19 protein-coding genes and 1 pseudogene are annotated in these 21,526 nt (G+C 36.7%); 13 read left to right on the plus strand and 7 right to left on the minus strand.

Features of this window, described 5'->3' with window-relative positions; translation table 11 throughout:
* Positions 1-29: 29 nt before the first annotated feature.
* The 8 genes from HWQ40_RS05125 to HWQ40_RS05160 all read left to right on the plus strand — a co-directional run bounded on the left by HWQ40_RS05125 (position 30) and on the right by HWQ40_RS05160 (position 10,743).
* The gene (locus tag HWQ40_RS05125; RefSeq protein ID WP_292775358.1) at positions 30-854 is read left to right on the plus strand and encodes a phytanoyl-CoA dioxygenase family protein; all 825 of its coding nucleotides are present in this window, start codon (positions 30-32) and stop codon (positions 852-854) included.
* A 40-nt stretch (positions 855-894) separates the two neighbouring features.
* Positions 895-1,644, plus strand: a complete 750-nt coding sequence (locus HWQ40_RS05130) for a class I SAM-dependent methyltransferase (RefSeq protein WP_292775359.1) — start codon at positions 895-897, stop codon at positions 1,642-1,644.
* A gap of 237 nt (positions 1,645-1,881) precedes the next feature.
* A complete protein-coding gene (locus tag HWQ40_RS05135; protein WP_292775360.1) occupies positions 1,882-2,568 on the plus strand; it encodes a WbqC family protein in 687 nt (228 codons plus the stop codon).
* Between the two features lie 130 nt (positions 2,569-2,698).
* On the plus strand, positions 2,699-3,670 hold the full coding sequence (locus HWQ40_RS05140) for a hypothetical protein (protein WP_292775362.1): 972 nt from the start codon (positions 2,699-2,701) through the stop codon (positions 3,668-3,670).
* A 2-nt stretch (positions 3,671-3,672) separates the two neighbouring features.
* Positions 3,673-4,209 (plus strand): GNAT family protein, encoded by a 537-nt coding sequence (locus HWQ40_RS05145; RefSeq protein ID WP_292775363.1) that lies wholly within the window; start codon positions 3,673-3,675, stop codon positions 4,207-4,209.
* Between the two features lie 271 nt (positions 4,210-4,480).
* A complete protein-coding gene (locus HWQ40_RS05150; protein WP_292775365.1) occupies positions 4,481-5,536 on the plus strand; it encodes an FkbM family methyltransferase in 1,056 nt (351 codons plus the stop codon).
* A gap of 122 nt (positions 5,537-5,658) precedes the next feature.
* Entirely contained in the window at positions 5,659-6,864 is a 1,206-nt protein-coding gene (locus HWQ40_RS05155) for an aminotransferase class I/II-fold pyridoxal phosphate-dependent enzyme (protein WP_292775367.1), read from the plus strand.
* Between the two features lie 24 nt (positions 6,865-6,888).
* Complete coding sequence (locus HWQ40_RS05160; RefSeq protein WP_292775369.1) at positions 6,889-10,743, plus strand: glycosyltransferase; 3,855 nt, start codon at positions 6,889-6,891, stop codon at positions 10,741-10,743.
* Here HWQ40_RS05160 and HWQ40_RS05165 read toward each other — a convergent pair.
* The 4 genes and pseudogenes from HWQ40_RS05165 to HWQ40_RS05180 form a co-directional block, all read right to left on the minus strand.
* The gene (locus HWQ40_RS05165) at positions 10,740-11,075 is read right to left on the minus strand and encodes a XisI protein (RefSeq protein ID WP_292775371.1); all 336 of its coding nucleotides are present in this window, start codon (positions 11,073-11,075) and stop codon (positions 10,740-10,742) included. The two genes, HWQ40_RS05160 and HWQ40_RS05165, sit on opposite strands and share 4 nt — an antisense overlap.
* A gap of 154 nt (positions 11,076-11,229) precedes the next feature.
* Complete coding sequence (locus tag HWQ40_RS05170) at positions 11,230-13,449, minus strand: tetratricopeptide repeat protein (protein WP_292775373.1); 2,220 nt, start codon at positions 13,447-13,449, stop codon at positions 11,230-11,232.
* A gap of 135 nt (positions 13,450-13,584) precedes the next feature.
* A complete protein-coding gene (locus tag HWQ40_RS05175; RefSeq protein WP_292775375.1) occupies positions 13,585-14,151 on the minus strand; it encodes a type IV pilin-like G/H family protein in 567 nt (188 codons plus the stop codon).
* 182 nt (positions 14,152-14,333) lie between these two features.
* Positions 14,334-14,612 (minus strand): annotated as a pseudogene (locus HWQ40_RS05180) (Uma2 family endonuclease); the annotation flags it as partial.
* A gap of 135 nt (positions 14,613-14,747) precedes the next feature.
* Between HWQ40_RS05180 and trxB the strand changes: the two are divergent.
* On the plus strand, positions 14,748-16,118 hold the full coding sequence (trxB, locus tag HWQ40_RS05185) for a thioredoxin-disulfide reductase (protein WP_292775376.1): 1,371 nt from the start codon (positions 14,748-14,750) through the stop codon (positions 16,116-16,118).
* Positions 16,119-16,415: 297 nt separating this feature from the next.
* Here the strand turns inward: trxB and HWQ40_RS05190 are convergent, their stop codons facing one another.
* On the minus strand, positions 16,416-16,709 hold the full coding sequence (locus tag HWQ40_RS05190; protein WP_292775377.1) for a hypothetical protein: 294 nt from the start codon (positions 16,707-16,709) through the stop codon (positions 16,416-16,418).
* 65 nt (positions 16,710-16,774) lie between these two features.
* Entirely contained in the window at positions 16,775-16,912 is a 138-nt protein-coding gene (locus HWQ40_RS05195) for a hypothetical protein (protein ID WP_292775378.1), read from the minus strand.
* A 129-nt stretch (positions 16,913-17,041) separates the two neighbouring features.
* On the opposite strand from HWQ40_RS05195, the gene HWQ40_RS05200 reads away from it, so the two are divergent.
* The 4 genes from HWQ40_RS05200 to HWQ40_RS05215 all read left to right on the plus strand — a co-directional run bounded on the left by HWQ40_RS05200 (position 17,042) and on the right by HWQ40_RS05215 (position 20,866).
* Entirely contained in the window at positions 17,042-17,938 is an 897-nt protein-coding gene (locus HWQ40_RS05200) for an ABC transporter permease (protein WP_292775393.1), read from the plus strand.
* A gap of 58 nt (positions 17,939-17,996) precedes the next feature.
* A complete protein-coding gene (locus HWQ40_RS05205; protein ID WP_292775394.1) occupies positions 17,997-18,206 on the plus strand; it encodes a hypothetical protein in 210 nt (69 codons plus the stop codon).
* Between the two features lie 82 nt (positions 18,207-18,288).
* Positions 18,289-19,191, plus strand: a complete 903-nt coding sequence (locus HWQ40_RS05210; protein ID WP_292775379.1) for an ROK family protein — start codon at positions 18,289-18,291, stop codon at positions 19,189-19,191.
* 199 nt (positions 19,192-19,390) lie between these two features.
* Positions 19,391-20,866, plus strand: coding sequence for an ABC transporter substrate-binding protein (locus HWQ40_RS05215; protein ID WP_292775380.1), 1,476 nt, complete (start codon positions 19,391-19,393; stop codon positions 20,864-20,866).
* A gap of 174 nt (positions 20,867-21,040) precedes the next feature.
* Here HWQ40_RS05215 and HWQ40_RS05220 read toward each other — a convergent pair whose 3' ends face one another.
* Positions 21,041-21,463, minus strand: coding sequence for a hypothetical protein (locus HWQ40_RS05220; RefSeq protein WP_292775382.1), 423 nt, complete (start codon positions 21,461-21,463; stop codon positions 21,041-21,043).
* Between the last annotated feature and the right edge of the window lie 63 nt (positions 21,464-21,526).

The following is a 21,526-nucleotide window of genomic DNA, read 5'->3' on the forward strand; positions in this document are numbered from 1 at the left end:
CATTGGTCAACGTCTAAAGGTAGTATGATATGTCTTCCTACTCTCAAAGTGAGTATCCTAATAATGAAACTTATCTTTCTTCATCTGTACTAGTAGGAAAAGAGCTTGAAAAACAAGGATGGTTGTTATTTGAAAATATTGTTGATAATCAATTAGTTGAAAAGTTGAAGTTAGACCTCGATAAAGCAAATACAATAGCGCGTCATATTCAAATCAAGAATGATGTATCACAAAATACTGATGGGACGATTAATCACCTATTGGGATTGGGTGACAGCTTTATGGAATTTCTAGAAAGAATGTATTTGAAAGAAGCAATAACAAGTTACTTTTGTGGCAACTATATTTTGAATATCTTTGGTGGTGTAAATAATCTTAAGAATCATCCTTCTTATCTTTTAAATATTCATCGAGATGTTCGCAGTTTCACAGGCAACCTAAAACTGATGCTTCAAATGATTGTCATGCTAGATGATTTCACGCTAGAAAATGGTGCAACTTACTTCATGAATGGAGGACATTATCTAGCAGATCGCCCATCTGAAAAATTATTCTACGAAAATTCCACTCGCGCTGTTGGAAAAAGTGGTAGCATCATTCTTTTTGATGCTAACCTTTGGCACGCGGCAGGAAGCAATCAGACGGATGAGCCTAGACGCGCTCTTACACTCTGTTTCACTAAGCCTTTTGTCAAGCAACAGTTGGATTTACCTCGATACTTTGGATATGACTATGCAACCAGTTTATCGGAAGAAATGAAGCAAATCCTTGGATACAATGCTCTAGTTCCAACAAATTTGGAAGAATGGTATCAACCTCCAGAAAAGAGATTTTACAAACCAGGACAAGGTTAATTTATTAATGCATCATAACCCATAGAAAGAGAGACTTACTATGAGAGATTACAATAAAGAATATTCAACCTTTAATACTAATGACCCTGACAAAAAATATGAGTATAGCTTTGACAAACTTCTAAGACGCTATATGCTGCGTTCTTTTCTACCATTTTTGTCATCGGGTAAGGCATTAGAGTTAGGTTGCTTTCAAGGAGAATTTACTGAGATGCTGATCGAGCACTTCACAGATATCACCGTTGTTGAGGCTGCTGACACTTTAGTAGAATATGTAAGAAATCGTGTGGGATATAAAATTAAATTCATTAACTCAGTCTTTGAAACACTAGAATTGCAAGACAAGTACGATGCTATTTTTCTAATTCATACCCTTGAACATTTAGATGATCCTGTATTCATTCTACGTAAAATTAATTCCTGGTTATCAGATCAGGGACTGCTTTTCTTAGCTGTCCCCAATGCAAATGCTCCATCTCGGCAAATTGCCGTTAAGATGGGTCTTATTTCTCACAATACGGCAGTTACTGAGGCAGAGTTTGCTCATGGACATAGAAAAACTTACGCTTTTGATAGCTTAGAAAAAGATACTATTGATGCTGGTCTCAATATTGTTCATCGAGGCGGTATATTTTTCAAAGCATTAGCCAATTTTCAATTTGATAAATTATTAAGTACTGACATAATTTCAGACTCATATCTAGAAGCTTGCTATAAATTAGGAATGCAATACCCGGATCTCTGTGCTAGCATTTTTCTAGTTTGCAAAAAAGGTCTGATCCAAAAATAAGATATTGCTGAATTAAGGTATATTTTAGACCGATAGAGAAACAAGATTATACTTCAGATAGTGCAGTAATAATCTTCGTCAGTGTTATTTTCTGCGCTGCATAGTAGCAGTACTATTTAGTGTAATCATCTACGAAATTTCAAACTTTCAGCGACTAGTTTAAATATTTTTATCAACAACGTATATTTTTTATCGTTCACTGGTTTAAACAAAGGGCTATTTATGAAGATGACTATAATGCAGCCATACTTATTTCCCTATATTGGGTATTTTCAGCTTATAAATATGGCAGACAAATTTGTAATACATGATGATGTACAGTACATAAAAGGAGGTTGGATAAATAGAAACCGAATTCTATTAAATAGAGAAGCTTACCTCTTTACATTAAGCATAAAAAATGATTCTGCTTTTTTAAACATCAATCAGAGATTTTTTACAGAAAATTTTGATCGAGAAAGAAAAAAATTATTAAACATAGTAGAGTTATCTTATAGAAAAGCGCCTTATTACTCAAACATTAAAAAGTTATTAAATTGTATTTTATACGTAGATACAATTAATATTTCACAGATGATAACACATAGCCTAAAGCTCATATGTAATTATTTAGATATAGGTACACAATTTTATTTTTCTTCAGAACTGAATAAAGACAATACTTTAAAAGGAGAACAACGCGTTATAAGTATAAACACTTGTCTAGGGTCTGACCATTACATAAATTCAATTGGAGGAGAAAAATTATATTCAAGAGAGGTTTTTCAAAAAAATAATATAAAGTTGTCCTTCCTTCAACCAAGATTTGTCGAATATAATCAATTTGATAATCAGTTTATTCCTTGGCTTTCAATCATTGATGTTTTAATGTTTAATGATAAAGAAAAAATTCAAAAAATGTTAAATGAATATGATTTAATCTAAATAAAATGACAATTTATTGATTAGACATAAAAAAGAGAAGTAATTATAATAGATATTTTATTTAAAAGCAATAATCAGATTCATAACTATTTAGATAAACATAAATTTATGTGAGGTTTTAAAAATTGATATGAAAACTAGAGTAAAAGCAATTGGAGGTTTTTTTGAGTTAGAAATTCAAAATAAAGATTACAGCTATCATTCTAATGCAATTGCTCTTAGTAATGGAAGAGCTTGCCTAAATCTCATACTTGAACACATTAATGCCCAGAAAATATGGATACCTTTTTACACCTGCGATGCATTGTTGGAGCCAATTAAAAACAACCAAATTCCTTATAGCTTTTACTCAATCAATATAAGTTTAGAACCTACTGAAGATTTTGAATTAAAAGAAAACGAGTATTTTCTTTATATCAATTATTTTGGAATAAAGAGCAAATTTATTGAATCCTTAATCAATCAGTATAGCGATCAAATTATTATTGATAATACTCAAGCATTCTTTGATCGGGAAAATAGTAAAACTTGGTCTTTTAATTCTGCTAGAAAGTTTTTTGGCGTACCGGATGGAGCATATCTTTATACTCCTTATGATATTGCTGTTGACTATCAAAGGAATACTGATTTGAGTTGTAGTTATTTATTTAATCGTTTATTAGGAAAGCAGAAACAAGCATATCAAGAATTTATAGAATACGAGAAAGGATTGAATGATGAAATTAAAAAGATATCAATAGTTTCTGAATATTTACTAGCTAATATTGATTACCTAAATATTGCTCAAAAGCGTCGGTATCATTTCAATTATTATCATTCCATCTTTGAAGAAATTAATCAATTTAATTTGCCTTTAGCAACTAATGATATTCCTTACTATTATCCTCTTCTTGTCAAAAATATAATAGATAGAAATCTATTATATGAGCAAAATATTTTTATTCCAATATTATGGAAAGATACAATACAGAGAGGATTAGAAGGATTTTATTTTGAACAATATTTAACACAAAAATTAATTGCACTTCCAATAGATCATAGATATGAAATTGAAGATATAGATTATGTGATTGAATCAGTAAAAGAACTATTAGGTATCTAAAAATGTTCAGATTAAGAGAGATTTCAAGACAGGATATAACAACAATTAATACATGGAGAAATGATTATGAGATTATCAATTTTCTTGGTTGTAATTTCCTTTATATTTCTGAAGAAATAGATAATAAATGGTATGAAAACTATCTTAACAATAGAGATAAAAACGTTAGACTCTCTATTATTGAATCAGATAATAACCATCTTATCGGCAATGTTTACTTAACAAATATTCAATCTATTAATTGTTCTGCTGAATTTTCAATTGTTATCAGCAATAAAAATTACTGGTCTAGAGGTATTGGAGAAGCGGTGTGCCGAGAAATTATTAAGCACGCTTTTATTAATTTGAATCTTAATCGTATTTATCTTTATGTTCTTGAGGAAAATACTAGAGCTATTAGAATGTATGAAAAAGTTGGTTTTTTACTAGAAGGGAAGTTGGAAGAGGCAGTTTATAAAAATGGCAGCTATCATAACACTTTGCTGATGGCGATTCTTAGAAAGAATTACAATAAAGATATTCAAAAAAATAAAATTTAATATAAAATATTATTTTTAATAATCCTAAATACTACAATAGGTAGCTTTGGCGAATTTGACACGATAATAAATAGTATGAATGCGTTATATAAGAAATAAACCAATTTTAAAATGATAGTTTTTGGGAAGTTGTGGGTAGTCTAATAACTAGGAGAACTGCTAAAACTTTGACCGTAGCAATCTCTTATACATAGCAATTTTAGGTAGTGAATTATTTCCTTCTTATAACTGAGTCAAGTTGAAACATTTGAAATCTGGTAACAGCAAGATTATGTCCCAATTTATCAATGATATTATCCATGCTTTTTATGTAAATATTCATACTTTTCAGGAAAATAACTGGGATTATGATAGGTTTCAAACATTATCAAAGGATCATACCAATAGCCAGATTTTTATAGACTCATATAGTTATTATCTTAAGTTTCTTTTCCAAAATCAGGAAAATTTTCAGCGAGTTCACGAAATTCTAGCTGATTCTGAGTCTAAGAATTGGTTAACAAACTTATTACTTTTCCGTCTGGTAGGACATCTACACTTTAAATTACCTACCAATAATGAACAACACTGGCGAGACAGACACAAAGCTAGGGAAATGATAGTTTCCGAATCTGATACAGATTACTCTGGTATTTTTGGTGAATTGCAAAAGTATGCAGTTAGCTTTGAAGATCAACGTATTACTATTGATTGCTGGTGGGGCAATGTGGCTTGGACATTTTTCTTCAAGCAGTATTACTTTAGTAGAAATAATGTTCAAATATGTCCTGAGCCAGGAGATTATGTTATTGATGCTGGTGCGTGCTTTGGTGATACAGCAATAGCTTTTGCATCAACTGTTGGTTCAGAAGGTAAAGTTTTTTCGTTTGAAATAGAGCCAAATAATTTAGATGTATTTTGCTACAATTTGATGCAGAATGAGGATTTAGCAGAGAGAGTAGTTATTAGTGATTATGCTCTAACTGATAGTTCAGAAACTCAGCTTTATTTACATGGCGAAGGACCTGGTGCAAATATTAGTAACACTCCATCGGAAATACCTATAGCTACTACCACAATTGATCAATTTGTATATGAAAAAAGTATAGATAGAGTGGATTTTATTAAAATGGATATTGAAGGTGCTGAGTTAAGTGCCTTACATGGGGCTGTAGAAACTATCCGTAAGTTCCGTCCAAAACTTGCTATTTCTGTATATCATCAACCAAATGATATTTTTGATATTCCTATTTTTATCCATAATTTAGATATTGGCTACCAGTTGTATATAGAACATTACACAATACATTCTGAGGAAACAGTGCTTTACGCCAAAGTTATGGAATAAACCAGAAAAATTATTTTTGTTTTTCAATATATCAAAGACCCTCATTTTTCAAACTTCCTATAATGATTTGTTTAAAATATTTTCTAAATTTTTCCCAAATACAAAATTAAAAAGCGCTTCAAATGAAACAACAATTGAATAATTTAGCTATATTTACTGGCATACCAACCTTCACAGAAAAATTACACGTTGGTCGTCCTAATATTGGAAACCGCGAACGCTTACTTAATCGCATCAATGACATCTTAGATAAAAGATGGCTAACAAACAATGGCCCTTATGTACAAGAATTTGAGCAACGCATTGCTGAATTTGTCGGAGTAAAGCATTGCATTGCTAGCTGTAACGCTACAGTAGCATTAGAAATAGCCATCCGCGCTGCGGGTTTAAAAGGCGAAGTTATTGTCCCTTCTTTTACCTTTATTGCAACTGCACACGCTCTACAATGGCAAGAAATTACCCCTGTATTTTGTGATATTGACCCTAAAACCCACAACATAGATCCAAAGCAAATAGAGCAATTAATAACTCCACGTACTACAGGCATTATTGGCGTTCATTTGTGGGGTCGTCCCTGTAGCGTGGAGGCTTTAAGTGAAATTGCCCGTACCCACAACTTAAAATTAATGTTTGATGCGGCTCATGCTTTCGGCTGTTCACATCAAGGACGTATGATTGGCAGCTTTGGAGATGCCGAAGTTTTTAGTTTCCATGCTACTAAATTTTTGAACACATTTGAGGGCGGAGCAATTGTGACTAATAATGATGAATTAGCTGCAAAAATTCGCCTGATGACTAACTTTGGTTTTACTGGTATGGATAACGTTATCTATATTGGTACAAACGGGAAAATGCATGAAACATCAGCGGCCATGGGTTTGACAGGACTTGAAAGTTTAGAAGAATTTGTTGCTATCAATTATCGTAATTACCAACAATATAAACAAGAATTGCAGAGTCTTCCTGGGCTAAGACTTATTACTTATGACAAAACACAAAATTGTAATTATCAGTATATTATTTTAGAAATTGATGAAAATAAATCTGGTATAAGTCGAGATTATTTAGTTGAAATATTACAGGCTGAAAATGTTATCGCTCGAAAGTACTTCTATCCAGGTTGTCATAATATGGAACCTTATCGTTCTTATTTTCCTTACAATAGGCTATTGCTACCTGAAACTGAAAAACTTGTCAATCGAGTACTCTGCCTACCAACAGGCACGGCATTAATACCAGAAGATATCAGCAAAATTTGTCAAATTATTAAGTTAGTCGTCACAAATAGTTGCGAACTTTCTAAAGTCCGATATTATTCACACATCTAAAATTTATATCTTAGAGGTAAAAGCATGAAAGTTAGCGTTTTAATGGTTACTTATAACCATGAAAATTTTATTGCTCAAGCAATAGAAAGTGTATTGATGCAAAAAGTTGATTTTGAATATGAACTTGTGATAGGTGAAGATTATTCTACAGATAATACACGTCAAATTGTAATTGAATACCAAAGAAAATACTCGGACAAAATTCGCTTATTACTGCCTGAGGTAAACTTGGGGGCGCACAAAAATTTTTTAAATACATTCAAAGCCTGTCAAGGTCAGTATCTAGCAATATTAGAAGGTGATGACTACTGGACTTCAAACGAAAAACTACAAAAACAAGTAGATTTTTTAGATAAAAACCTAGACTTTGCTATATGTTTTCACAATGTATTAGTATTTTGGCAAGATAACAGTCACTCACCTGGGATTTTCCTACACAATCAGTCAAAAACGTCTACTATAGAAAACTTGCTAATAAACAATTTTATTTCTACTCCTTCAGTAATGTATCGTGCTGGTTTAGTACAAGAGTTTCCCGATTGGTTTTATGAACAAAGTATGGGAGATTGGACTTTCCATATTTTAAATGCACAGTACGGTAAAATCGGATATATTGATGAAGTTATGGCAGCATATAGGGTTCATGCAAAAGGAGTATGGTCTAGTAAAAGCCGAGAATCACAAATAAAAGAAACTATTAGAATGCTTGAGACTATAAAATATAATCTTAGTTCTCAATATCAAGCAATTATAAATACATCAATAAATTTTTACTCTCAACAATTAGCTAGTGTCTTAAAGGATGAAGAATTAAATAAATCACAGCAACAAACTGCTTACAAGAAAAGTAACTTATTACAAGTAGAGCCATTAGTTAGTATTTGTATTCCTACTTACAATGGGAAGGACTTTATAGCAGAAGCAATCAATAGTGTTTTATCTCAAACATATAAAAATATAGAAATTATTGTTTCCGATGATAATTCTGATGACCAGACCATAGAAATAGTTAATAATTTTAGACACACATCTGAACTTTTGTTTTTTGTTCTTAAACATAGCCAATTTGGACTAGCTAAGAATTGGAATTTTTGTATTTCTCAGGCTAAAGGTAAATATATAAAGTTTTTATTTCAAGACGATTTACTAGAGCCAACCGCTATTGAAGAAATGGTCAATTTAGCTGAACAAGATGAAGAGATAGGTTTGGTTTTTTCTCCGAGAACACTCTTCACTGATACTGGTCATACTGTTTATGATTCAAACTTTTTAATGCATCATGAAGCTAAGGATGTACACAAAGCTTGGTCGACATTAAAGCTGATTCAATCAGGACAGGAACTTTTGCTAGATCCCAATATACTTGACAATCCAATTAATAAAATTGGAGAGCCAAGTACAGTTCTCATTAGAAAAGATGTTTTTAAAAAAGTAGGATTATTTAATTCTGAGTTTTGTCAACTTGTAGATTTGGAAATGTGGCTCAGAATCATGAGTCAATACAAAGTTGGTTTTGTTGATCAAGTTTTATCTCACTTTAGGATACATCCACAACAACAAACTCGTCGAAATGTTGCTTTAAAGGATGCTATTTTATTAGATTACCAAAAACTATTTCAGACAATTTATAGTGATACAAGATATCCTCAAGCAACCAGACAACAAGCTCTTTATAGATACGCAGCTTTAAGTGAACAAAATGCAGAATTGCATCAGTTGCGAAAACAAATAACAGAAGAATGGCTAAATATCTCAGATGAGCAGATAAAAGATATGTATGTGGGTCTGCTAGGTAAAACACATAAGATGTTACTGAATAGTAGTATCAAATATGAAAGTCTGACTGATGAAGAACAGATTTTTGCTAGTGATATCGTTAAGAGTATATCTCAAGGTTTTGAGCAGCCAAAAGCAATTCAGAATTTACTAGCAGCTATGCTGTATTGCCGTGCTGACCAGTTACCATTACAACATGACCTCTCTCGCATACCCCGTTGGTTACTTAAAGACTATTTACAATTCCTATTTTCTGCCCCAGTCCACTTTCAAGAATTGGGTGATGCAAATAATTACTATTACTATATGCAGGGGTGGATTGATTACTTACACACATCGATAGTCAAAAATTCTGATTCTCAGTTGTGGCATGAAGTAATTAATAATTTTGCGCCCATTGCTAATTTTATTCCCTTATATTTTAATGAGCATAATCTTAAAGATATCTATGTTAAGCGTGGAGAGATTATAGAGTATTTACTGAAGCTTAAGGGTTATGAGGTAGATTACGAGTTTGCTGATAGACCTATAACCAGAAAAAAAATTCGCTTGGGTGTCCTAGCAGCATATTTTTTACCTGGTTCTGAAACATTTGCTTACCTTCCTATTTATGAGTATATCAGTAGAGATTTTGAAGTAATTCTGTACTCTCTTAATCAAACTGGTCATCAATTAGAGCAATATTGCCAAAGCTGTGCAAACTCCTTTAAACTTCTACCGCAAAATTTAGCAGAACAAGTAAATATTATTCGTGCTGATGATATCGATATATTATTCATTGCTACCAATGTAACGGCTGTAACCAATCAAATCTGTTTCTTATCAATGCATCGGTTAGCCAGAATACAAATCACAAGTGGCGGATCTGTGGTAACAACAGGAATGCGGCATATAGATTATTACATTTCTGGTATGCTAACTGATCCATCGCCAACGGCAGAACAGCAATATCAAGAAAAGTTGGTGAAACTTGAAGGGTCTGCTCATTGCTTTAGTTATGGTAATGAAGAAGAAAATATAACTGTCAAAGTTGATCGAGAAAGTTTGGGTATATCTGAAGAAACAGTTATTTTTATCTCTGGTGCTAACTTCTTTAAAATCATCCCCGAACTAATTGATATTTGGGCAAAAATAATTTCTGGAGTTCCTAACTCTGTTTTAGTGCTTCTGCCATTTGGTCCAAATTGGTCAAACAATTATCCTAAGAAAGCTTTTGTAAATCACTTAATTAAAGTGTTTTCAAAGCATGGAATACCAGCAGAGCAATTAATAGTTTTAGATCCTCAGCCAGTGCCAAAGCGCGAAGAAGTTAAAGAATACTTTAAAATTGCCGATGTTTATCTAGATTCTTTTCCATTTGCTGGAACAACTTCTTTGATAGAACCACTACAGGTTAATTTACCAATAATTGCTAGACGGGGAACTAGTTTTCGCTCTGCAATGGGGGCTGCAATGGTGCAAGCACTCGATGTACCTGGTTTAGTTGCAGATAGTGAAGAGTCTTATATAGAGTTAGCGATCGCACTCGGAACCGATCCTGAATTACGCCAACAAAAGAGCGCCCAAATCAAGGAAAAAATGCAAGCTAATCCTAGTTTTCTAGATAGCCGCGCTTACTCAGCTAAAATAGGCAGCCTCTTCCAACAACTATTTAGTAAATATCTTGCAGACACCCTGAGTCAAAATTTCCGCTTAGGAGATATTAACTTAATCATTTTCCCAGACTGGTTACAGCCAGAAGACCTACTATATCAAGATTTAGCGAGTGTCATTTCTACTCTCACTACTCACCCAGATAAAAGCCACATAACTCTCCTAATTGATACTCACAATATTTCTGAAGAAGAAGCCGATATGCTTTTATCATCTTTGACGATGAATTTGCTTATGGAAGATGATGTAGATATAACTGAGGGGCCAGAAATTTCTCTGCTTAGTAAGATGAGTGATACACAATGGAAAACTCTTTTGCCTAGAATTAATACTCGAATTGCTTTAGCAACAGATAATCAACAGGCGATCGCACAAGCGAAAGCAGAAAATCTCCCATTCTGCGATGTAGATAGCTTGAGCGCATCTAAATTAGAGATGACGCCTCTCTAACCCACTGCATATTCTGTAAACTTCCTCATGAAAGGAGACTGAAACCCTAACACAATATCCTCTTTAGGAACTCCTATAGTAACTAAATTTGCTGCAATATCATCTTCTGTACCATTCCACTGAAGCCAAATTTTTTCACCCTTAATATCAATATGGATGATGCAACTATGTACCCAATCTTGCCCTTCCCAGCCTACATGGACTACCTGGTAATGGTCACGTTCTATATCAAAAATATTCTCAACGTCTATATTACCATCAGAGGGTTTTTGCTCACTATACTCCTGTAATATCTGCTGTACTATCTTGCGATAGTGGGCTAGTTTATCCATTTGAAAATAACCTCTTGCTCTACATCATAAATAATCATTTTGACTTGATTCTCTTCAATCATGGCTTGGAGGAAATCAAGCGATAATCTGTGATTTATTTACCTGGAAATTTCTGTAGGAGGTTATTTTGAGTGCTTAAGCGCTAACTACGAGCTTATTTCCCCTCAATATACCTTTGCCACATCTGCTCGTAAGCCTTTTCCATCTGACGGGTAAACTGTTTACCATTCCACAACGGTGCTGTTTGCCGCGATGCTTTCAGCTTCAAAGCGACTTGCTGACGTAAAGCCTCATCTTTCCCCAAGCGCACACCCCATTCTATATACTCTTCATCTGTCCAGGCAATACCTTCTGTGATACCCGCGTTCATCATCATGGTGTAGCTGTTACGCGCTGCAAATTGTTCACCAACTCTTGTCACTAAAGGGATACCCATCCACAATGTTTCTAAGGTTGTTGTCGCTCCGTTGTAGGGAAATGTATCTAATACAATATCAGCAATGCCTAAATTAGCACGATGAACTGACTCTAAATAAACTTGTGGTAAAAATCGTAACCGAGAACAATCTACACCTTCTTCTTCGGCAATTTGGTAAAAGAAGCGTTTAATTGTTTCCTCCTCAGCAGGCCCCTTAATCAAAAAGTAGCTGTTAGGTACTTGTTTAATAATTTGCATTTGCCATTTTGTCGTTTCTGGATGGCGCTTATATCCTCTTTGGGCGCTGAGATAAACAACGGCATCCATAGGAATATCCAAGTCATCGCGGCGGAGAGTTGGTACACCAACTTCAAAACCATCTACTGCTATATAAGTTTGGGGTAATCGCCAGATTTTTTCTGTATAGTAATCTTGTGCATCATTTGGCAGTACATAAGGATCTGCGATAAAGTAATCAATTGCGGGTATGCCTGATGCATCCCACCCCAGCCAAGTAACTTGAATTGGTGCTGGCTTGAGTGCCATCACTTCACTGGTAATATCTAGAGTGATGCTATCAAGGTCAATTAAAATATCAATTTCATCTTGATATATCTGGTCAGCAATTTCTAGACCATTCATACCTAATTGACGAGGTTTTCCTGCCTGACCTAGATACCACTCTTGGAGATAGTCATTTACTAATTGATAGTTAACAAAATAAGTATGAATATCAAATTTATCTCGGTCATGATGCTGAAATAACCAGCGAGCTAGCCAACCAACAGAATGATTCCTTAAAGCGTAAGATACATAACCAATTTTTAACTTCTTAGTAGGGGAAGATAAATCTCTATTATTGATAATTTTGTGACAATAATTTTTTCCTTCTGATTGGGCAAGAGCATTAATATAAAAGTTAAAAACTTCAGCTACCTGATTATGAATAGCTCGGAAATCCGCAGGAGCATCTTTAATGTGAGGTATCGCAAAAGATGGCGTAAGCAACCGTAAGATTCTTCCTTCTTCTAAAGGAATTCGTTCAGCTTTAATAAATTGTTGAAACACAGTTTCCAATTCTTGACAAGTTGTACATATTTCTTGCCAATATCCCCCTGCTGTCATTAGACCCCTTAACAGCAAATGGAGTGCAAAAATTTTATCAGCCAATTTTTCTGATAAGGAATAACATAATCTAGCTGTCTCTATTCCTTGAGAATAATTACGAGAGTCTTGATAAAAAGTCGCTAAGTGCCGCAAAATTTCTACATTATTTGGCTCCAATCGTAAATGCAATTCTAGCAGAGATCCTGCTAGTAAAGGCTGCCGCAAAGTATGACCAATTTGGATAGCAGCAGGAAGCAGTAGAGAGAAACTTTGATGAGTATTAGAGAAATAAGGAAGACTAGCTTCTATTAAACTTAGATTAATTGGATGTAATGGAACAGTATTTAAAAATTCTTTTAAAAATTGGATTAATAATTCGGTATTGATTTCTATATTTTTTTTTGCGTTTAAGCTTTCAATTAATCCCCAATCATTCAAATTATCAACTTCTTCAAATTTTTCCAATTTGATAGAAAGTATAAGGATTTGAAGTAAATTATTTATATAGCCAGGATTAATTTCCCGTATATGCTGGCGAATTAACCAAGCTAGAGAATATTCTGCCAGTATTTCACGCCTTTCAGCTTCTATTTGTAAAAATTGAAATAGTTCATTTATCCAAATTGGTAACTGTTCTTCATCTGCCTCTGCCATTGGCAGCATCCAAGTCATTTGAGCTTCTGCTTCTTGCCCTTGTAATAGCAATAGTAACCCTAAATGCCAATAATAAGAGATAGTATTTGGTTCTATTGCTATTGCTTGTTCATATAACTGTGCTGCTTGCAAATATTTTTCTTGAATAAAGTATTGTTCAGCTTGATTTTGCCAATTACATATATCAGTAATCATTGTAATTCTCTGAAAAAAATTTATGAGGAATATACTTGTGAACAACTTACATAATGAAAATAAAGTGGATAGAAGCATCTACCCACTTTGGAAAATATCTAGTTGAAAGACAATTTATATATTGTTTGTCCTTGGTTACTTAGCCAAAGAGATGAAGTTGCTGGTACAACTAGGTGCTCCAGCGGTGTAAGTAATAGCTGCTCCACTAGCAGCATCTGCATTTGTACCATTGTTAACCATAGCGTCTTTAGATTCACACAAAACAGCTACGGTAGTAGCTTCACTGGTAGCTTGTTGGGTTGTCACCTCTACAGCACCAATATAGGCCTTAAGAGGCGCCTTGCCACCGCCAGCTATTACTATTCCTCGGTTGTTTATTGTACTCGCGTCTCCAGTAACAGCGTCATATTTGTAATTTACAGTTTGTGTTGCAATACCAAGACCTAAACTACCAATTGAAGTTGAAAATGTACTATTTTCTAAGTAATAAGCTTGTTGAGCGCGGTTCATCGAACCTACATAGGTTTTTGCTTCTGACTGCTTGGCTTTGTTAGCTTGGTTCAAGAAAGAAGGCAGAGCGATCGCAGACAAAATACCGATGATGATAATTACTACTAGTAATTCAATAAGTGTAAAACCCTCATCTCCTTTCTTTTTGTCGAGGATGTGTTGGAGAAACTTGGCTTTTAATTCGGTTTTCATAAGTGTTTACCCTGGGGTAGGAAGTGCTTGGGTGTTCTAGATGTAACTTACCCAACTGCGATCGCTTTCCTATCACCTCCAGAAAAAAAGTTTGGAAAGATACAGTTACACAATCCAGAATCCTTACTAAGCCGCTTATCAACACCAGAGGCTAGATTCTCAATATCAATTGTGGAAGTGTCTTATTCAAACTCAGGTGGCCACAACTCTGATACCGCCAGTTCCCAACCTGGTAGCAAGTCAGGTAGTGTGAGGCCATTGTGCAATACCACCGAAGCTTGGTTTATTGGATAAACCGTTACTGTCAATTTGTCAGGGTCAATCAATATGCCGACTTCAGACCCAAGTTGGAAAAATAGCTGAATCTTCTCTTCAAGCGGTTTTATTCTATCGCTTTTAGATTTAATCTCAACCATCAGGTCTGGAACTAACTCTACAAAGTCACGCTTGGTCTTTTTCAATGCGGTTAAGAGCATCTTTGGCAAGTATTGAACCCGTAGTACCGTAGGCATTTGGCGATCGCTTACCATCTGACGTAGCCAATTACAGTTTGTTATGCTATATTAAGCGTAGTCGTTATGAGTTCGTATATTTTCATGACTAACCCAACTGTAGAAAACTTGGTAATTATCGGTTCTGGCCCAGCAGGCTACACAGCCGCCATTTATGCTGGACGCGCTAACCTGAAACCCGTTGTATTTGAAGGTTTCCAAGCCGGGGGTTTACCTGGTGGGCAATTAATGACAACGACGGAAGTTGAGAACTTTCCGGGATTTCCTAAAGGAATTACCGGGCCGGAACTGATGGATCAGATGAAGGCTCAGGCGGAGCGCTGGGGGGCTGAACTATATACTGAAGATGTTATCTCAGTTGACTTGAGTCAGCGTCCATTTACAGTGCGATCGCAAGAAAGGGAAATTAAAACCAATAGCATCGTCATTGCTACGGGTGCAACAGCAAAGCGTTTGGGTTTACCCAACGAACACGAATTTTGGAGTCGAGGTATTTCCGCTTGTGCAATTTGCGATGGTGCAACACCAATTTTTCACGGCACAGAATTGGCTGTAATTGGTGCTGGCGACTCAGCGGCGGAAGAGTCTATTTACCTTACCAAATACGGCTCTAAGGTAAATATGTTGGTACGCACCGATAAGATGCGGGCTTCTAAAGCCATGCAAGACAGGGTTTTGAACAACCCAAAAATCCAGGTACATTGGAACACAGAAGCCGTGGATATCTTCGGTAACGGTCACATGGAAGGGGTGAAAGTCCGCAATACTAAAACTGGTGAAGAGAGCCAACTGCACGCTAAAGGTTTATTCTACGCAGTTGGTCACAGTCCCAATACCTCTCTATTTAAAGGACAATTAGAACTGGATGAGGTAGGTTACGTTGTCACTAAGCCTGGTTCTGTAGAAACCAGTGTAGAAGGCGTTTTTGCTGCTGGCGACGTACAAGATCATGAGTTTCGGCAAGCAATTACGGCTGCGGGTACTGGCTGTATGGCGGCGATGTTGGCAGAACGTTGGTTGTCATCTAGTGGCTTGATTCAAGAATTCCATCAACAGCCTGAAACAAAAGATAATGAATTAGAACATCAGCCAGCCAAAAAGACCGAAGCCGAGGAAGAAGCTGGATTTAATTTGGATGGGACGCGCCATGAGGGAGGTTATGCTTTACGGAAATTGTTCCATGAAAGCGATCGCTTACTCCTTGTTAAATACGTCTCTCCTGGTTGTGGCCCTTGTCATACCCTGAAGCCAATTTTAAATAAAGTGGTGGATGAATTTGACAGCAAAATTCACTTTGTAGAAATTGACATCGACAAAGACCGAGATATTGCTGAAAATGCTGGTGTGACAGGAACGCCAACGGTTCAATTGTTCAAAAATAAGGAACTTGTGAAGGAAGTCAAAGGCGTAAAGCAAAAGAGCGAATACCGCCAGTTGATTGAAAGTAATCTTTGAGATAGTGGGTATTAGGGACTAGGGAAGAAGCAAGGGAGCAGGGAGCAAGGGAGAAGAGTTTTCCCCTCTGCCTCTTTTGAATGCCCAATACCCAATACCCGCCATAGCCCAATACGTTTCAGTTAAGGGTTATTAGTGTAGATCATTGGTCTTTTAAGACGCGATAAATCGCGTCTCTACATCAGGGTTTTGTTGCTCATTCTGAACCGTATTGCGCCATAGCCGATAACTTCACTGCTCATCCTTTGCACCTGTCTCAAGATGCAAAGGATGAGCCTAACTCCAAAATTGAGCTAATTAATATTCCTTATCTTGATGAAGATCGCTTGTATCTTGCTCAGTTTCTAGTAGCCGTGAAATAAGCATATCTGGTTTTCTACTAATAATAGACCTAATTTTATCAATAGCAATTACTTCACTGATTTTCACAACCATTTCCCAGAAAGTATCTTCCTCTGTATCTTTGTTGTAAGTTCTGTGTTTAAAGCACAATAAATCATCCCAAACTCCGATAATTGTGGCGAAATACCACTTATCTCTTACTAGTATCCAGATTTCTTGTTCTAAGTAAGTCTGTAGAAGAGGTTTCACAATGACTAAGATAATGAAAAATATTGTGCTACATATTAAGTAAGCATTAAGAGCTAAGACAACAGTTAAAATACTGAAAGTGTGTCAAAGAAATCAAAGGCTGCATCATCAAGATGACTGATTCGTTGATAAAGATTATCACGAACATTGTAGTACTCTGAATCGTAGTTAAAAGCTTTGGCAAAAATCAGGCATAATTTCACCTCTAACTCAGTCTAGCTCTGTATCCAGCGTGAGGTAGTCGGACATTTATTAAGGATGTTTACGCAATCCCCTATCTAATATTATGTAAAATGGTCAGCGTATCAAGCTTTGATCCAGGCGATCGCTTTATGGCCATTACAAAACGGCAGCTACCGACATTTTTACAGTTTGGCAAAAGTCCCAATCTTTCCCAAAAACTCATGCTCATCGGGTTAGCCATTACCCTATTTTTCATCTTCCTGGCCTTCTTCGCTCCCGTATTGCAGGCTTGGGGATGGCTGCAAAACCCCAAAGATTTTCTCTCTAATCCAATTCACGAGCCACCCTCAGCTAAACATTGGTTTGGTACTAGTCGCCTCGGCTATGATGTGTTCTCTCGGACATTGTTCGGCGCTCAAGCTGCTTTGCAGGTGGTGATTTTGGCAACGGCGCTGAGTATGATTATCGGTGTGCCTTTGGGGATGCTGAGTGGTTATCTCGGCGGGAAATTGGATAAGGTGTTGCTATTTATTATGGATAGCATCTACACTCTACCGGGGCTACTGCTGTCTGTGACACTGGCATTTGTGGTGGGGCGTGGGATATTAAATGCAGCAATCGCTATTAGCATTGCCTACATACCCCAATATTATCGTGTTGTTCGCAACCACACCGTGAGCGTGAAAACTGAAGTGTTCATCGAAGCGGCTCAAGCAATGGGCGCTTCTACTTGGGTTGTGCTTTCTCGTTATCTGTTTTTCAACGTCATTCAAAGCGTACCCGTCTTATTCACACTCAACGCCGCTGATGCGATTTTGGTGTTGGGCGGTTTAGGCTTTTTGGGGCTAGGACTTCCCGAAGAAGTGGCAGAATGGGGACATGATTTAAAACAAGCCCTAGAAGCTCTACCTACTGGTATTTGGTGGACTACCCTTTTCCCTGGTTTAACGATGACATTTATGGTGGTAGGGTTATCACTACTTGGTGAGGGGTTAAATGAATTTGTCAATCCCCGATTACGGAGAGAAAATAGAATCCGACAGTAATCATTGGTCATTAGTTTTGGACAAATGACTAATGACAAATAACAATACAGAGATTTGTATGAAAGATAATCTAACGTTAATTGCTGCCGCTACTGGCGGGTTTATCCTTTCCGTTGCTCTTGCTGGTATTTTAAGAGGTGCGCCAATTACAGCTTGGCAAGAGCAATCGAGTTTCCGCAGCACGACTTTTGCTAATTTACAGAAATCGGAGTTGAAAGCTGCGCGTCTTCTCCCAAGCAAAGACACTGCGCGAACAGATCCGGGGTGAAAACGACTCGCGCCCAATAATAGGGAATAGCTGTTCACCAATTACCAATGCCCCATGCCCAATGACAAATGACAAATGACAAATGACAAATGACAAAATTCAAGTAATTGGCATTGATGTCGGAGGAACGGCAATTAAGCTGGGGCGTTTTGCAGATGATGGTACTTGTCTGCAATCTTTGACTGTGGTATCTCCTCAACCAACAACGCCGGAAGTGGTGTTGGCGGTTCTGGTAGATGCGATCGCTCAAATCGATCCAGATAATCAAGCTGTTGCTATTGGTGTTGGGACTCCTGGCCCATCCGATGCAGCAGGACGCATTGCCAAAATCGCTATTAACTTACCTGGATGGATCGATGTGCCTTTAGCAGACTGGTTAGAAGCTAAAACTGGCAAACCGACTGCGATCGCTAATGATGCTAATTGTGCTCTTTTGGGAGAAGCTTGGCTGGGAGCCGGTCGCCACTTTCAAAATCTAATTCTGCTAACTTTAGGTACTGGGGTTGGTGGCGCAATTATCCTTGATGGCAAACTATTTATTGGACATCAAGGAGCCGCTGGGGAATTGGGTTTAATTTCCTTAAATCCTGATGGCCCAATTTGTAATAGTGGCAATCGAGGCTCTTTGGAACAATATGCCTGTGCGACTGCAATTCGCCGCCGCACTCTCAAGGAACCCAGCGAATTGGGTTTTCTTGCTCAACAAGGAGATGCCGCAGCATTGACTTTTTGGCAAGAATATGGTATTAATTTGGGAATTGGTTTGACGAGTTTGATTTATGTACTCACACCACAAGCGATCGTGATTGGTGGCGGTATCAGTGGCAGCTTTGAGTTTTTCTTACCAGGTGTGAAGGCAGAAATTGAGAAGCGAGTGCAGCCTTTATCACGAGCGGGTTTACAAATATTGCCAGCGGAGTTAGGCAATTTTGCAGGGATAGTAGGTGCAGCAAAGTTGGCATGGCAAAACTATTCAAGATTTTAAATTATGGTTCAAACAACCCCAGTTAGAGACATCAGTCTTTACGGATTAGAAGAAAAATTTGTTTGCAACTTGCTACAGACACCAACTTTTTTACAGAATAGACAGAGAATTTAGAGATTGCAGATTAAATAACACTTGAATAAGCGCTATGTGATGTCAGAAGATGCAGTAAAGATGTTTTTCTGGCAAAAATCATAAAATGAGCATGTTATTCAGAACCAAAGCCAGTCCAATGGCTAAAGGCTTTAAGAATCAGCAAAGAGTCAAGCAAACTTTTACCGTAATGCTAATAAGAGCTAGCCATCGCTACGTACTAGTGGCATTGATACTCAGCTTGATAATTCTTGTCTGTATTAACATCTTAAAATCTAACCAATCCTCAGTCACCGAGTCTCCTATTAACAGTAAAGTCCTGAAGATTTGGTCAGATAAAGGTTATACTTTGGAAGAGGATGAAGCGCTCCAGAAGATCGTTAGTAACTGGGAACAACAAAGCGGCAACAAAATTAAACTTACTTTCTATACTAACGATGAGTTGCCACAAAAGACTCAAAGGGCACTTCAGGCAGGTAATTCGCCTGATATGGTAATAAATAGCAGTGCTGAGAGGGAGCTATATCCACGTCTTGCCTGGGAAGGTAAACTGGCAGATGTCTCTGATGTAATTGAGCCAGTCAAAAATATTTATTCTGAAGGTGTGCTGGAAGCAGTTCGTTTATATAACAACGTTGATAAAAAGCCGAGTTACTATGCAGTTCCAATTAATCAATTAACAATTCACATCTTCTACTGGCGAGACTTGCTAGAGCAAGTAGGTCGAACTCAAAGCGATATTCCTAAAGAGTGGGATGCTTTCTGGGAGTTTTGGAAACAAGTGCAAGATGATTTGCACGCACAGCAAAAACAGAATATTTACGGGTTAGGGTTTCCTTTCTCCACTGGGTCTACAGATACCTACTACTTATTTGAGCAGATTTTAGAGGCATACAATGTCCAAATTTTAGACTCCAAGGGTCAACTTCTCCTCAACGATCCTAAGGTGCATCAAGGTATTGTTAAGAGCTTAGAGTGGTATGCGAAATTTTTCCAGCAGGGCTACGTACCACCAGACGCAGTAAACTGGTTAAATCCAGACAATAATCGCAGCTTGCTCAATCGTGGTGTGGTTATGACGCCTAACTCCTCGCTTTCGATTCCTGCTGCTGTCCGCCAAGATTCTGACACCTATCGTAACAAGCTTGGTATCCTAGAATTTCCGAACAAACCTAATGGTAAACCGATGCGCTACTTAGTCTCGATTAATGAAATAGTTTTGTTTGCCGAGTCTAAAAACCAGAAGGTAGCCAAAGACTTTCTCGCGTATTTAATTAAACCTAAGATCATAGGAAACTATCTCAAAGCTACCGGAGGTCGGTATCTACCAGTAATGAAGCCTGTTTGGAAAGACCCCTTTTGGACAAATCCAGCAGATCCTCATCTTTCCACTGCAACTCAAACACTAACTAAAGATACTCGCCCATTTTATATTGTCCAAAACCCTGCTTACAGCCTAGTTTTAGAAGAGAATGTTTGGGGTAAGGCTCTCAATCGAATAGTTGTCAATAGCATATCTCCAGAAGAAGCAGCAGACACGGCAATTGAGCGGATAAAACAAATTTTTGATGAATGGCAGTGAGCTATATGCAATTTTAGAATCAACACCTTACTATTAAAGTTACAATTTTCTTCTTAGATAACTCTACAAAAAAGGCTAATTGAGTAAAAATTTCCCCAAACCATTTTTTAAGATTGTGAAGACAGTAATCTGTTTTTCAACTTTATTGTCACCTTGTTCTGATACACAGGAATTTCAAGACAAAGAATATCCTGTTGCTTTCTTAACGTATTTCACAACTTTTTCATAAGATTCAGGATTACTCACAGGGTTGATGATAATAGGAATAGTGCCATCTGGCAACCAAAAAGTTATCCTGCCGTTCGGTTCATGACAAAAGGAACTGATGCAGTTGAGATTAATTACATATTCATTTTTTTCGTAAATTATTTTCACCCAGTGGGCATGATCTAGTTCTAATCCTGTCACACATTCTAAATAATCGAGAATTTTTTGATAGTCTTCCAGGTTATTTTGTGGGTTAATTACTATGGGAATGGCACTATCGGGTAGCCAAAAAGTAACTCTGCCATTCAGTTCATAACAAAAAGCATGGACACGTTCAAAATTTACTACATATTCTTTCCTCTCGTAAAGGATTTTCACCCAGTACGCCACAACATCTCCTCAAGTCCGAAATTTACGAATGATGCACCCTGGATGTCCAAATTTGCTGAAGCC

The sequence above is a fragment of the Nostoc sp. NMS9 genome, from assembly GCF_017114995.1.
GTDB lineage: Bacteria > Cyanobacteriota > Cyanobacteriia > Cyanobacteriales > Nostocaceae > Nostoc.